Source organism: Hugonella massiliensis, assembly GCA_001486445.1.
Classification (GTDB): domain Bacteria; phylum Actinomycetota; class Coriobacteriia; order Coriobacteriales; family Eggerthellaceae; genus Hugonella; species Hugonella massiliensis.
The window spans coordinates 1361718-1375473 of the sequence record LN908986.1; the positions used below are offsets into that span (position 1 = coordinate 1361718).

10 protein-coding genes are annotated in these 13756 nt (G+C 63.4%); 4 read left to right on the forward strand and 6 right to left on the reverse strand.

Annotation, left to right across the window (positions count from 1 at the left end; all coding sequences use genetic code 11):
- Positions 1–9: 9 nt before the first annotated feature.
- A complete protein-coding gene (locus tag BN3270_RS08660) occupies positions 10–2520 on the reverse strand; it encodes a DMSO/selenate family reductase complex A subunit (protein ID WP_058986686.1) in 2511 nt (836 codons plus the stop codon).
- 275 nt (positions 2521–2795) lie between these two features.
- On the opposite strand from BN3270_RS08660, the gene BN3270_RS08665 reads away from it, so the two are divergent.
- Together BN3270_RS08665 and mazG are read left to right on the forward strand one after the other, a co-directional pair.
- Positions 2796–4352, forward strand: coding sequence for a helix-turn-helix domain-containing protein (locus tag BN3270_RS08665; RefSeq protein ID WP_167551334.1), 1557 nt, complete (start codon positions 2796–2798; stop codon positions 4350–4352).
- 63 nt (positions 4353–4415) lie between these two features.
- Complete coding sequence (mazG, locus tag BN3270_RS08670) at positions 4416–5321, forward strand: nucleoside triphosphate pyrophosphohydrolase (protein ID WP_058986688.1); 906 nt, start codon at positions 4416–4418, stop codon at positions 5319–5321.
- 122 nt (positions 5322–5443) lie between these two features.
- Here mazG and BN3270_RS08675 read toward each other — a convergent pair whose 3' ends face one another.
- Positions 5444–8356 (reverse strand): insulinase family protein, encoded by a 2913-nt coding sequence (locus BN3270_RS08675; protein WP_058986689.1) that lies wholly within the window; start codon positions 8354–8356, stop codon positions 5444–5446.
- A gap of 161 nt (positions 8357–8517) precedes the next feature.
- Between BN3270_RS08675 and BN3270_RS08680 the strand changes: the two genes are divergently transcribed.
- Both BN3270_RS08680 and BN3270_RS08685 read left to right on the forward strand, forming a co-directional pair.
- Positions 8518–8733: a hypothetical protein gene (locus BN3270_RS08680; RefSeq protein ID WP_058986690.1), complete on the forward strand. Its 216-nt coding sequence runs from the start codon at positions 8518–8520 to the stop codon at positions 8731–8733.
- 51 nt (positions 8734–8784) lie between these two features.
- On the forward strand, positions 8785–9264 hold the full coding sequence (locus BN3270_RS08685; RefSeq protein WP_058986691.1) for a hypothetical protein: 480 nt from the start codon (positions 8785–8787) through the stop codon (positions 9262–9264).
- A gap of 71 nt (positions 9265–9335) precedes the next feature.
- Here the strand turns inward: BN3270_RS08685 and BN3270_RS08690 are convergent, their stop codons facing one another.
- The 4 genes from BN3270_RS08690 to BN3270_RS08705 are packed head-to-tail and all read right to left on the reverse strand — an operon-like array spanning position 9336 to position 13751.
- Positions 9336–10049 (reverse strand): hypothetical protein, encoded by a 714-nt coding sequence (locus tag BN3270_RS08690; RefSeq protein WP_058986692.1) that lies wholly within the window; start codon positions 10047–10049, stop codon positions 9336–9338.
- An 11-nt stretch (positions 10050–10060) separates the two neighbouring features.
- A complete protein-coding gene (locus tag BN3270_RS08695; protein WP_058986693.1) occupies positions 10061–11365 on the reverse strand; it encodes a U32 family peptidase in 1305 nt (434 codons plus the stop codon).
- Positions 11353–12045 (reverse strand): HAD family hydrolase, encoded by a 693-nt coding sequence (locus tag BN3270_RS08700; RefSeq protein ID WP_058986694.1) that lies wholly within the window; start codon positions 12043–12045, stop codon positions 11353–11355. The genes BN3270_RS08695 and BN3270_RS08700 overlap by 13 nt, the downstream gene beginning before the upstream one ends.
- Positions 12046–12098: 53 nt before the next feature.
- The gene (locus BN3270_RS08705) at positions 12099–13751 is read right to left on the reverse strand and encodes an ABC1 kinase family protein (protein ID WP_058986695.1); all 1653 of its coding nucleotides are present in this window, start codon (positions 13749–13751) and stop codon (positions 12099–12101) included.
- Positions 13752–13756: the final 5 nt, after the last annotated feature.

Sequence of the window (13756 nt, forward strand, 5' to 3'; positions counted from 1 at the left end):
CTACCTCCCCTACGCCTTCGTCACTTGCACGATCATGGAATGCGCCGGGCCGTTGCCACGGGAGAGGGCGTTGGGCTTATACGTGGTGAGCGTATTGACGCAGCCGCCCTTGTCCACACGGTCGCCATCCATGTCCGCATCGTGCCACGCGCCCTGGGGGATGCCGACGGTTCCGGGAATGATGCGGTTCGTGACGCGCGCCTCGATTTGAATCTCACCCGCAGGGCTCTTCACGCGTACCTGGTCCAAATTGGAAATACCGCGCGAGTCGGCATCGATTGGGTTGATCCACACCTGCTGGCGGGCGGCCTGTTTGAGCTCGTCGATGAATCCGTAGCTCGAATGGGTACGAGACTTGTGATGGAAACCGGCGCAATACAGCGGGTACTCATCGGTCGTGGAGCCATATCCTTCGAAGCCAGCGGTAAAGCGAGGGATGGGGCTGATGATTTGATCTTCGTCGTATTCCCAGGTATCAGCGATATGCGCCAACGCCTCAGAGTAAATCTCGATTTTCCCAGAGGGAGTGCCCAGCGGGTGCGCTTCGGGATCCTTGCAGAAATCTTCAAGGCCGATGACGTTAGGCAGCGCTTGCTTGAACACGCCCTGTTTCTTGATTTCTTCCCACGTGGGCATCTGAATGTCTTCTAGAGCAGCGGCCTCCCGACCTTGCTCGTAGAGGTATTGCACCCATTCATCGTGAGTTCTGCCCTGGGTGAATTCATCCTTCACGCCCATTTTGTCGGCGATATCGGCCATCACGTCATAGCTGGAACGGCATTCGCCTGGGGCTTCCTGCGCGGGCCCGCCTACCGTAACGCCCGTATACCATTCGCTGTATCCCTGCGTCTGCATGTTCAGCTGTTCAGAGCGCATCGCATCCGGAAGCAAGATATCCGCATACTTGGCGGAGTCCGTCAGTACCGTATCCCAAACCAAAATGAACAAATCGTCATCGTCCTTCTGGCTGAGCATCTCATGGACCTTGTCGATATTGCCGTGCTGATTCGTGATGCAGTTGCCCGCATAGTCCCAAATAAAGTGAATGTTGTTCTTGAGCTTGCCGTCGGGCAGCGCATTCTTCTTGTCGACAATACCCGCATTCGTTGTTGACATGTCGGTGCCATGGTCCACGGCATCGAGCCACTCGTAACAAGGAATGGACCAGGTTACCGCATTTGCAGGTACACCGCCTTCAGGCACGACGCCCGTTTCGGAATCTGCATCGTCGTTCGGAAGACTGTCGACCAGGTACGTAGGCGGCTCAGCCTCGCGCTGGCCCGTATTGGTGCCCGGCTTTCCAATTTGGCCCAGAGCAATCGGAACCATGCAGATCGCACGCGTCGTATCTTCGCCATTCGTATGGCGCTGCGGGCCCCAACCTTGGCATACAAAGGGCGCCTTGGCGTTCTCCAAATCCGCAGCCAGCTCGCGAATCCTCTCAGCGGGAATCTGCGTGATCGGCGCCGCCCATTCCGGAGTCTTCTCCACCTTGTCGTAGCCGGTTCCCATCACATAGTCCTTGAAAGACTTGTTCTGGCCCTTGGCAGACTCGGGCATCGTCTGTTCATCCCAGCCAACGGTATGGGTGAGCAAGAATTCCTCGTCGGTTTTCCCGTCCACGATGAACTCGTGAATAAGGGCCATGCACAATGCGGCATCGGTTCCCGTGCGAATGGGCAGCCACTCATCGGCATGGCCGGACGCGGACTCGTTCATTCGATAATCGATATTGATGACTTTGCCGCCACGCGCCTTAATTGCTTCACGAGCGCGGGCGAAATCCCAAGTAGTGTTGGCACCGCCCATACGCGTCTCCGCGGGACTGTTGCCAAACATCACCAAAAGGTCGGAATGGTCTGCCGCCTCAGTCATCGATGATGCGTTCACCGCATCATAGGGACTGAATACGCTCCCCTTCTTCTTGTCCGAACCGTACATGTACGGCATCGCAACCAAAATCTGGTTGGTGGAATAGTCGTAGGCACGAGCCAAGTATCCGCCGCATGCGTCCAGGAGGCGCTTGGACGGGTTGCCCGTGGTGGAATACATGCCCGTTGCATAAATGAGATGAATCGCATCGTTTCCGTAACGCGAGATAGTGTCTTTCAACTTGTCGGCGATGGTATCAATCGCCTCATCCCAGCTGATGCGCTCGAACTTCCCCTCGCCGCGTTTACCCACGCGCTTCATGGGATAGAGCAGGCGATCGGGGGAATTCACCCAACGGCGCATACTGCGGCCGCGGAGGCAGGCGCGCGCCTGGAAATCAGCATCGCCCGTGTCGTCGGTTTCCATATATTGGATTTTCCCATCCTTGGAATGCCACTTGAATATGCAGTTGCCACCGCAGTTCACGTTGCACTGGCTCCAATGGATGTCTTCCGTACCCGCGGCTTCGTCGGCCTTTGCCTGAACGACGTTTTCCGTCAGCGCGACTGCGCTGCCGGCTCCCGCAAGTGCCGCCAACGCGCCCGCCGATTTGACGAACGTCCTACGGCTCATGTCGGTCTTCGGCATAGCTTCTCCTCTCCTTCTCATTCGGAAATCCCCTTCCTTGCAAGGGCAACGGCATCTACCTGCATCCGCCGAACGGGACTCCCTCCGCAGACAAAACTACCAGAACCCACCCGAGACCCCTGTCACATAAATCGTGCGATTTTATGGTTACACCCGTTTGAGCTGGGGAAACAGTTTCTCCCCATGCAATGACCCTGCGAGCTTTGCCGCAACCCCGCCCGTGCGCCTTTGCTATCATCAGGTGCGCGAAACAGAGGGAGGAACACGTGCAAAGCATGCCGTTGGACAAGATTGCGCCGAACGTCGGCATACTCGGCTATGCCCTCTTCCTAGCCGTGAACGCCACGGGGATCTGGGGCGGCGTCTTTCCCTTTCTACCGATGAGCCTGCAAACCCACGAGGTTATGTTCTGGTTCTACTTGTCGCAATCCGTCGCCCTTTTCGTCACCCTGTTCCTGCTCGCACGGGCAAGCTACATCAAGCATCGGCTCGCCCTCACCTCGTTGATTCTCATCGCTGCTTTCGTGTACGCCATCGGCTGGGCCTGTCTCGTTGCCGCCATGTACCTTCACGGCTTCGAACTCGCGCTCTCGATTGCAGGCGGCATAGCCCTCGGCGCCGGAAGTGCGCATTTTTACCTTCCTTGGCAGCAGTTCTTCGCAGCAAGCGATCCCGAAGAGGGCATGCGCGACCTTATATGCGGATTCGCCTATTCAGCTGTCATCTATTTCGCTCTCTATCTGCTCCCCCATGCAGTGACCGCCTACCTCATTCCCCTTGTCTTCGCCCCCTTGTTCACGCTCGCCCTCATTCTGAGCAACCGCCGCATCGACTTCAGCCAACCGATGTTCGAAGACAAGCCCTCGGAGAACGTACGCGTCTACCGTCGATTCGTCACCGCTTCATGGCGCAGCATGCTCGCCGTGGGGGCGATTGCCTTCTGCGCTGGCGTAGTAAGGTCCATCGCAATCGAGCAGCCCGAAATCGGGACCATAGTGAACGTGCTTTCCATGTTTGCCCTGCTCGCCGTAGCGCTTCTCGTCATCTTCCTCTGGTCCCGAAAAGGGCTGCGTCTCAACATCATGAAGCTCTACCGAATCGTCTTCCCGCTCCTCATCGTCGCTTTCGCCCTGCTGCCGTTCGCCAACATTTCCTATACGCGTTTCCTCGCTGCAGCGCTGTTCGCCCTCTATTCCATCGGCTTGATGCTTGCGATGATGCAGTGCGCCCAAATCTCGCGCGACAACGGCATCGCCCCTCGATTCGCCTTCGGTCTATTCGGCGGCGTCATCTACGCCATGCACGACGTAGGCTTCCTCGTAGGAACCGGCTCCGACTACCTTTCTTCCCAAGGGCTTCCCGTGCTCTTCATCGCGGCGCTTCTAGCGGTCTCGATCCTGTCGCTCATGTTCTTTTTCGGATCGATAGACTTCAAGAACGCACGGTCCCAGCTCATTTGCGGCGATATCCAGCTCATAGCGCCCGTCTCCGCAACTGTCGAAACAGATTCCGTGCGAGACGACGAGCAAGCCGCAGGCAACCGACCTGCTTCTAAGCCCCGTTCCGAATCCGTAGGCTCCGAGAAGATGCACAATCGAGGCGCTTTCAACGACCGTCTCTCCCTTAAGGTTTCCGCCGCCCAGCAGGCCTACGGCTTAAGCGACCGCGAAACCGAAGTGACCGACTACGTCGTACGCGGCTATACCGTCGCCAGCATCGCCGAACAGCTCTATGTGTCCGAGAACACCGTGCGCACGCATATGAAGCGCATCTACGCCAAGTGCGACGTTCATAAGAAACAGGAACTCATCGACTTGGTAGAAGCACGCTAGCACTACGTCGTCCCGCCCGACGCGGTATCCTTGCACCAGCACCCGCCAGAGAAAGGACCGCCCATGAGCGAAGAGCACGCCTACTTGCCCGTCCCCCGCCCCGCAACCGCTGTTGACCATCCGGAATTCAACGCCTTCGTCGAAACGATCGCCTGCTTGCGCGCCCCCGACGGCTGTCCCTGGGACCGCAAGCAGACCCACGCCTCCATCGCCAAGAACATGCTCGAGGAAGCCTTCGAGGCCGTCGCCGCCATCGAGGAAGGCGACGTCGACCACATGCGCGAGGAGCTCGGCGACGTCCTGCTCGAAGTGGTTCTGCAGGCGCAGATTGCCGCCGACGCCAGCGAATTCACGATCGACGACGTGGCCCACGACGTCAACGAGAAGATCGTCCGTCGCCACCCGCATGTCTTCGGTGCCGAAGCTGCCTTCGCGGCCGCCGGACTCGATGTATCGACCGTGGAAGACGCCGACGACGTCGAGGCCCTCTGGGACGTCGTGAAGGCCCACGAACGCGCCCAGAAGGCCGCCAAGCACGCCGAAAAGCTGCGCGCCGCCGGCCTCGACCCCGAAGCGCCGCGCGGGCTGCTCGAAGACGTGGCCCGCACCCAGCCCGCCCTCATGGAGGCCCAGGAAATCTCGCGCAAGGCCGTGGGCGCCGGCTTCGAGTGGGACACCGTCGACGAGGTCTGGGACCAGGTGCGCTCCGAAGTCGCCGAATTCGAAGCCGCCGTCCCGCGCAGCGCCGAAGCCGAAGAGGAGTTCGGCGACATCCTCTTCTCCCTGGTCAACGTCGCCCGCAAAGAGCACCTCGACGCCGAAACCTGCCTGCGCCGCAGCTGCGACAAGTTCCGCCGCCGTTGGGAAGCCATGGAGCAGGCGGCGTGGAAGGCCGGAAGGAAGATCGACGACTACACCACCGCCGAGCTCAACGACCTGTGGAAGGCCGCCAAGAAGCAGGTCGGCTAGGCAAGCGCTCCCGCGCGGCCCAGCGGCACCCTGGGTACGCGTGCCCTCCTTCGCGAAAAAGCGCCTGCCGGCAGCAAACCGACAGGCGCTTTTCCTTCGTTGCAGGCGCTTTCGCGCCGCCTCTATTCGGCGAGCAGATCGACCACGCGGTCGAAGGGCGCATCGGCCGCCTCGATCGCCTCGCGCGAGCCGAACACGCACACGGCCGGCGATGCGGCCACCGAGCGCAGGGTCCCCGCGCAGGCCCGCACCGCTTCCGGCGTGACGCGCAGCTCCTGGTCGCGCAACATCTCGCGCCATACGGGCGCCCTATGGGCGAAGTAGCCCACGTCCTGTCGGCGCGCCACCAAACGCGGCTTGACCGGCGCGTCGTGCGCCGCCACCGTCGACACGATGTAGCCTTCCATCTCTTCTTCGCTCGGGTCGAACGACGCGATCCAGTCGGCGGCGCGGTCGTAGCGCTCGATGGTCTCGTCGATATGCGGGTCGCGGAAGGAATAGAAGCGCGCGAAGCCCATCGGCGTCCGCTTGAAGCCCACGCCGTAGGCCCCGCCCTTCACGCGCACCTCGTTCCACAGATAGTCGAGCGACAGCGCGTTGCCCAGCACCACCCAGGCGCCCGCGTAATCGCTGATCTGGTGCACGTCGGCGCCCTTGGCCACATACGACACGTCGCTCGGGACGATGAAGGCCTCGCGCTTGATTTCGGGTCGGGGAATCTGAACGTAGAGCCCAAAGGGCGGTTCGGGGCTTTCCGGCAGGTCGAAGTCGCCTGCAAGCTCGAAGAAGCGGTTGCGGTCCTCGGGTGCGCCGGTAAAGCTCACCACCACATCGTTTTTCACGAAGATCTGGGCGCTCACCTGGGCGAGCTTTGCCTTCAGCCCCTCAAAGCGCTCGTCGAAATGGGCGATGAGGTCCTTCAGGAAGAGGTAGTAGCCCACGCCCGACAGCCGGTCGGCGAGTACCCCGCTGCCGAAGAGGTAGGACTGCAGGCGCGCCGAGGCCTTGGCGTGTCCTTCGTTGGCGAAGCCCTGTTCCATCGCGATGCGCTGCTGCACGAGCACGTCCTTGATGCGCGCCGCGTCATCGAAACGGGTCTGCGCCCACACCTCGCGCGGGAGCGCAGCCAGGCTCTCGACCTCTTCGGAAAGGGCGCTCGCCGCCACGGTGAGCGTGGCGCGGAAGGTGCGCGGGTCGGCCGTATCGACATGCACGTCGGTGAAGAAGCGCAGAGACCCCAAATGCAGGCGGCTTTCCACATCGAGTTCGGCGGCGGTGCGCTCGTCGGTGTCCAGTTGGCCCAAGAGCGACGCGAGCACCGTGACGTAGGGAACGTCTTCCCAGGCCACGCGGCCCAGATCGAAGTAGGCGTAGAGGTAGTCGATCTTGCGCGTGGGCACCGTGTGGTAGAGGCAGGGCAAGGGCGTTTCGGAAAGCTCGACCATGGCGGGGTCGGGTACGCCCTCGCCGATGTCGTCGACGCGCAGATGCGGCAGCGTCGCCAGGTCTTCGGGCGCGTCGGGCGCCTCCTGGCGCTCGCGCAGCGATTCTACCTCGCCCTCGATGCGCGCAGCGTCGTCGTCGGAAAGAGCGGCGGCCTTTTGGGCGAGTTCTACCGCCTGAGCGCCGGCCCCCTCCTGCGGGGTGGGCACCAGGTCGACGAGCGCCTTGTGGCCGCTTTCCACCACGAGTTCCTCGAGCAGGTCCTCGAAATAGGTGCCTTCAAGCCCGGCGCGCATATGCGCGAGCGGCTCCTCGTAGTGCAGGTAGGTCGTCGCATCGGCGTCGTCGTAGAGCCAGCCGGCCAGAGCGTTCATGGCAAGGGCAACGCCGTCGGCGATGCCGCGGTCGCGTTCGCGCAGGTCGAAGGACATCTGCGCCAAGCTCGCGCCCAAGAGGTCCTTGGGGATCCCGTCGCGCACGAGCGCGGCGGCCTGGTCTTCGACGATTGAGCGGAAGGCGTCCGCCGCGCCCGGATGCGCCCCGCGCAGCAGGAACATGATCGCCGGCTGGGCCTGGGAATCCATCAGATAGGCCGTGCAATCGCCGCCGATGCCCGCATCGAGCACCGCGCGCTTGATCGGCGATTCGTTGCCGCCCATGAGCGCGTCGACGAGCACGTCGGCCGCGAGCACCCGTTCGAAATCGTGCGCGTCGCCCACCGCGTAGGCCAATCCCACGCAAGCGTTTTCGGGCGCCGTATCCATTTCGAAGGTGGCGTCGGAGGCCACGAAGGGGGCCTGCCGGCCAATCGCGTTGGGAGCCTCGTCGCTGCGTCGCTCGGCCTTCGACAGGTAGCGGTCGTCAAGGAAACCCAGCACGCGGTCGACGTCCATATCGCCATAGAGCACGATGTAGGAGTTGTCGAGACGATAATGGCGGGCATGGGTGTCGAGATAGCCTTCGTAGGTGAGGCTGGGGATGGCCGCCGGGTCGCCGCCCGATTCGAAGGCGTAGCAGGTGTCGGGCAGGAGGGCCGTGCCAAGCGCATGGTAGAGCACGCTTTCGGGGTCGGACAGGGCGCCCTTCATCTCGTTGAAGACCACGCCGTTGTAAGAAAGCCGGCGCGCCCCCTCTGCCTCGTCGAGCTCGTAGTGCCAACCTTCCTGCTCGAAAATGCGCCGGTCGCCGTAGATGGCCGGATGGAGCACGGCGTCGAGGTACACGTCCATCAGGTTGAGCAGGTCCTGCTCGTTGGTGCTCGCCACCGGGTACATGGTCTTGTCGGGGAAGGTGAGCGCATTGAGGAAGGTCTGCATCGAGGTCTTCAGCAGGTTCACGAAGGGCTCTTTGACGGGGAATTTGTCGGACCCGCAAAGCACCGAATGCTCCAAGATGTGGAAAACGCCCGTGTCGTCGGCGGGCGGGGTCTTGAAGGCGATCGAGAAGGCCTTGTTGGGGTCGTCGTTTTTCAGATAGAGCAGCCGCGCCCCGCTCGCCTCATGGCGGAGCACGAAGGCTTCGCCGTCGATTTCGGCGAGGGGCTCGCGCGAGAGCACGTGGAATCCGTGCCGGTCTTGATTGGGTTCTAGCATACGCGCGTACCTTTCACTTGTTGTGCTGGGTATTCTAGCGCAAGGGCGCAGGCCCCCGCAGATCGGTTGAGGGCCCGTTAATTGGGCCGTCCGCGCGTCCCCGGGTGCGCTACCATAGGGAAAAGCCGCTAGGCGGCAGTCACCGCGAAAGGAGCGATCCGATGGCCCACCCGTACTTCACCCCGTGCCCCAACTGCCACGGAACCAACATCCATATCGCCGAATGGTTCACCGACAGCGGGGAAACCGAATACTACGGCGCCTGCGATGACTGCGGCTTCGAAGACGATGCGCACAGCGCCACCGAAGGCGAGGCCATCGACCACTGGCGCCATTTCGTGTCGCCCGCCGACGCCGAGGACGAAGGATCCTTCTAGCGCCCCGCGCCTGCACGGCCGCGCGTCGCTTACGTACGAGAAAGAAGACTCATGGAAACCTTAACCGAACCGCAGAAGAAGATCGCCTCCCTGCTCATCGACTGGGTGCGCGGCCACCGCATGCTCGACGCCGCAAAGCTCGCCATCACCGAAGACGAGCTCGCCCGCGAGCTGGGCGAGCCGGCCTGGCACCGCGCCCACACCGACGACCTTTGCATCCTATGCGCCTACTGCGACCGCAAGCACTACCCCATGGTGCCCCTTATGGTGGTCATCCCCGGCCTGGGCAAGCCCGAAAAGACCATCTTCACCCATGCGCTGAAGAAGACCCTCACCACGGCCCAGAACAACAAGGCCTGGGCGGAAGCCATGCAGGAGATCAAAGACGCCGACCCGGCTGTATGGGACGCCTTCGCCGCCGACGTGGCCCCCGAAGAGCCCAAGCCCAAGAAGGGCGCAAAGAAGCCGGTGAAGGAAACCGCCGCCGAAGCTCCCGCAGCCGCCGCGGAGGAAACGAAGCCCGAAGCCTAACGCGCTCAGGCCCCGCCTTTGCGCAACGCCTCGAAGGACGTTCCTTCGAGGCGTTTTTTCATGCCGGCGCCCTAACGGTCGCGCCGATAGCACACGCGGCCGGCGGCGCGAATCGTGCAGTAGGGCCGCGCCGCGCACCAGGCGCATCCCAGCTTGGCACGGGCAGGAGGGTCGGCGAACAGCCCCACCACGGCCGTGATGCTGCGGCTCGGGGCGAGGAAACCGCCGTCGACCGTCCGCATGCCCAACGCCGCTTCCGCATCGAGCGCCGCCAGGAAAGCGGGGTGCACGGAAAGCGGGAGGTCCCCGTAGCCGGGGCTGTAGCGGTCGTTGGCGTACCAACCGCGTTCGAAGGCCTCCTGGCGCACGCGGGCCTCGAGCTGGTTGGCAGCGTCTTCGACCAGGTCGGCGAGCACCGCCCCGTAGAGGACGCCGTCAACGCGCGACGCGTCCCCAAAAGCGCGAAGACGCTCGTCGGCGGCGGCGCCCATCGTCACGGCGAGCAGGCAGACCGCGCAGGCGCCGTCCAGGTAGTCGGCGATGCTTTGCCCCGGCAGGGTCAGATGGGCGCCGGGCACGCGCACGTCGCCTTCGTCGGCGTCCCCCATCGAGAACATGCGGAAGGCCCCGTGCGCGCATTCGATCTGCTCGGCCGCCTCCGCGAGCGCACGGGCGCGCTCGCGCACCGCCGGCGTCGCCTCGATGCCGGCGTAGCCCGCATAGCGCAGGGCCTCGTCGACGCGGACGGCCCCTGCGCGCGGCGGCAACGCGATTGCCTCGGTCATCCCCACCGCCCCTATTTGGTCGTGCGCTTGGCGCGTTTGATCCGCAGCATGTCGTGCGGATGCAGCTCGAAGGGCACATCGAAGGCGTAGCGGTCCATACCGCGGTTGGCCACCTCGACCGGCAGCTCGACCACGCCGTCATGGAAGACGGCGCCGGCGGGGATGCGCCCCTCGCGATCGCGGTAATCGTCGGGCACGTTTTCGGGGTCGCAGACCAAAGCCGCGTTGCGCACGCGGAAGGAGCGCACCGGCTCGCGGGGCGCGAGCACCTCGAGTTCCGATCCCTCCCAGAACCGGTTGCGGCACACGCCCACCGCGCGCCACCCGTCAGTTGCGGGCGCGCATGTTTCGACGTCGATCGCCCAGTCATAGGGACGGATGTAGGCGTCGGAATCGGGCGTTTGGTGGGCCGGCCCGTAGTAGAAGCCCGTACCGTAGGGCCGGTGGGACACCGTGTCGAGCTCACCTTCGAACGCCGCCGGATCGGCCCCGTCGAGCACCTGCCGGTAGGCGTTGACCACCGTGGCCACGTAGAAGGCCTTCTTGTTGCGGCCTTCGATCTTCACGCTCGCCACGCCCGCATCGGCCAAATCCTGCAAATGGGAGAGCATGTTCATGTCCTTGGCGTTCATGAGGTAGCTGCCGTGGGCGTCCTCTTCCACCGGGAAGTACACGCCGGGGCGCTTTTCCTCTTCGAGCACGTAGTTCCAGCGGCAGGGCTGGGTGCAGTTGCCCGTCACGCCGCTGCGGCCGGTCATGAAGTCGCTGATCAGGCACCGACCCGACACCGCCATGCACATGGCCCCGTGCACGAAGGCCTCGATTTCCATGTCGGGGGGCAGCTCGCGGCGCATGCGGGCGATGTCGGCAAGGCTCATCTCTCGCGCGCACACCACGCGGCGGGCGCCCAGCTCGTACCAGACGAGAGCCGCCTGGGCGTTCGACACGCTCGCCTGGGTGCTCACGTGAATCTGCATATGGGGCGCATGCGTGCGCGCGACGCGCAGGGCGCCCAGATCGCTCACGAGTACCGCATCGACGCCGGCGGCATCGAGGGCTTCCAGATAGGCCGGCAGGGTGTCGAAATCGTCTTCGTGCATCTGGATGTTGCAGGTCGCATGCACCCGCACGCCCCGTTCGTGGGCGTAGTCCACCACGGCTGGCATGTCGGCGAGCGGGAAATTGTCGGCGCGCTGGCGCAGGCCGAACTTGTCGGTGGCCAGATAGACGGCGTCTGCCCCGAAGCGGATGGCCGCGCGCAGCTGCTCCCAGCCGCCCGCCGGCGCGAGCAGTTCGGGAATGGCTAGCGGTTGCATGCGGCGCCCTCCCCTTGCGCGAAGCGGGCTATCGCGCCCGGCAGATCGGCGGGAGCCGCGCACACGACCCGCGGCCGTTCGGCGCGAAGCGAGGCGAGCGGGTGCTGGCCCCAGCCCACGGCCACGGTCGCGGCGCCGGCTGCGGCCCCGGCCTGCATATCGAAGGGGCTGTCGCCTACGTAGAAGCAGGCCTTCGGATCGGCACCCATAAGGCGGGCGCCCAAGGCCACCGGTTCGGGATCGGGCTTGGGAGCCGCTACATCGTCGCTGCCCACGAAACACTCGAACAGGCCGACGTAGCCCAGCTGCTCGAGGTTTTCCATCGCCACGCTATGCCGCTTGGACGTCACGACGCCCAGGGCGAATCCGTCGGCGCGCAGGGCGTCCAGCGCTTCTCTCATTCCGGGAAACTCATGCAGGGCTTCGTGTTGAATGGAGGCATAGTAGGTCCGATAGCTTTCGACAAGGGCGTCGACCTCCCCCTCGCTGCGCGCGTAGAGGGCGAACTGGTCGACCAGGGGTTTGCCGATCGTGCGGTTGTAGGCCTCCATCGATTCGTCGTGGCCGAAGACTTCGGTCACCGCATGGTGGAAGGACCGCTCGAGCAGCTCGTAGGTATCGAGCAGCGTGCCGTCGAGGTCGAACAGAACCGTATGCATCCCGCGCGGAGATAAGAACATGAGGGACACCTTTCAGGAAGCCGCCCAGGCGGCGCGAAAACGTACCCTCCAGTCTAATGCCTGCGCCAGATGTCCACGATGACCCACACCGATAACACCATAGCTCCCGCATAGCCGAAGAACGAAAGCGGGTTGAGCCCCATGATTTTGGGCCCATCGGTATAGGGGGCGATCAGGCTCGACCCCACGAAGAGGCCCGCGATCACGATGGCGATGGTCAGGCGGTTCATGATCTTCGACACAGTGGCCAGGGGCGCGTCGGACCCGAGCACTTCCATGTTGAACTTCAGCTGGCCGCGCGTGAGCATCTTGAGCGTCTCCCCGGCGTACTGGGCGGCTTCCACGCTGCCGTCGGCCGCCCGCTTGAGGTTCTTGGCGGCGGCGGTGAGCTCGTCTTCCAACCGTTCCTTGGAACTTTGGCTCGTTTGGATGTGGGCGTTGATGATGTTGATGATGCTGTTGTTGGGAATGAACTCTTTAACTGTGCCCTCGATAGCCACGATGCCGCGCGACACGTTGGTGATCGACGGCGGCAGGACCACCTTGCTCATGCGGGTAAGGGCAAGGATGTCGTTGATCATGTCGCCGATATCGAGGTCGGCCACGTCGCATGACGCGTAGTTGCCGAGCAGGAGGTCGAGGTCGTCGAGGAAGCGGGCGTGGTCGATCTTCGCGTTGTCCTTCTGCTGGGCGAACCCCAGCAAGGCCTCTTTCAAGGCGGCCGAATCGCCCATGCCCACCGACTGCACGATCTTGCCGAAGCCGGCGCGCTCGTTGGGCGTGAGGCGACCCACGATGCCCAGGTCGATGTAGACGATTTTCCCGCCGCGAATGATGATGTTGCCCGGGTGGGGGTCGGCATGGAAGAAACCGTCGTCGAGGATCTGCGAGGCGTAGTTGTCGAGGATCTTCTCGCCGATTTCCGTCAGATGGTAGCCGGCCTTCTCCAGCTCGGCGTGCTTGTAGATGGGGATGCCCTCGACGTACTCCATCACAAGGGCGTACTCGCTCGAGATCTCAGGGTAGACGCGCGGGCAGGAAATGAAGGCACAGTCCTTGTTGAGCTCGGCGAACCGCTGGAGGTTTTCGGCCTCGCGCGTGAAATCGGTCTCTTCGACGAACGTCGACCACATCTCCTCGACCACGTCGTTCAGGTCGAGCATCGCGTCGTCTTTGACGAACCGCGATGCCCGACGCGCGAAGATGCGCATGATGTCGATGTCCTGGGCCATGGTCTGCTTGACGCCCGGCCGCTGGACCTTCACGGCCACGGTTTCGCCGTTCGCGAGCGTGGCCTTATGCACCTGCGCGAGCGACGCGCTGCCCAACGGATGCGGGTCGACCGAAGAGAAGACCGCATCGAAATCGTCGCCGTAAATCGCCTTCAGGGTTGCCATCACCTGGTCGAAGGGCAAGGGGTCGCAGGCGGTTTGCAGCTTGGACAGCTCGTCGCAGTAGGCCTGCGGGAGTATTTCCGACCGCGTGGAGAGGACCTGCCCGACCTTCACGAAACTCGGGCCCAACTCTTCGAGCACCACGCGAAACTGCACGGGCGTGAACCCGTTGAGCACGTGGTGCTTGCGCGCGATCGCGAAAATCTCGCGCATGCGGCGAGAACGCGACTTCCGGTTCAGGTTGAATTGCCGTTCCGGGTCGACGTCCTCGCCGTAACCGAAGAAGTGTTTGAGCAGCGTGTTTTCAGGCATGAAGG

Coding starts and splice junctions, on each gene's coding strand:
- BN3270_RS08705 (WP_058986695.1), bottom strand. CDS start 13,751: ATGCCTGAAAACACGCTGCTCAAACACTTCTTCGGTTACGGCGAGGAC.
- BN3270_RS08690 (WP_058986692.1), bottom strand. CDS start 10,049: ATGACCGAGGCAATCGCGTTGCCGCCGCGCGCAGGGGCCGTCCGCGTC.
- BN3270_RS08700 (WP_058986694.1), bottom strand. CDS start 12,045: ATGTTCTTATCTCCGCGCGGGATGCATACGGTTCTGTTCGACCTCGAC.
- BN3270_RS08665 (WP_167551334.1), top strand. CDS start 2,796: ATGCCGTTGGACAAGATTGCGCCGAACGTCGGCATACTCGGCTATGCC.
- BN3270_RS08680 (WP_058986690.1), top strand. CDS start 8,518: ATGGCCCACCCGTACTTCACCCCGTGCCCCAACTGCCACGGAACCAAC.
- BN3270_RS08695 (WP_058986693.1), bottom strand. CDS start 11,365: ATGCAACCGCTAGCCATTCCCGAACTGCTCGCGCCGGCGGGCGGCTGG.
- mazG (WP_058986688.1), top strand. CDS start 4,416: ATGAGCGAAGAGCACGCCTACTTGCCCGTCCCCCGCCCCGCAACCGCT.
- BN3270_RS08685 (WP_058986691.1), top strand. CDS start 8,785: ATGGAAACCTTAACCGAACCGCAGAAGAAGATCGCCTCCCTGCTCATC.
- BN3270_RS08660 (WP_058986686.1), bottom strand. CDS start 2,520: ATGCCGAAGACCGACATGAGCCGTAGGACGTTCGTCAAATCGGCGGGC.
- BN3270_RS08675 (WP_058986689.1), bottom strand. CDS start 8,356: ATGCTAGAACCCAATCAAGACCGGCACGGATTCCACGTGCTCTCGCGC.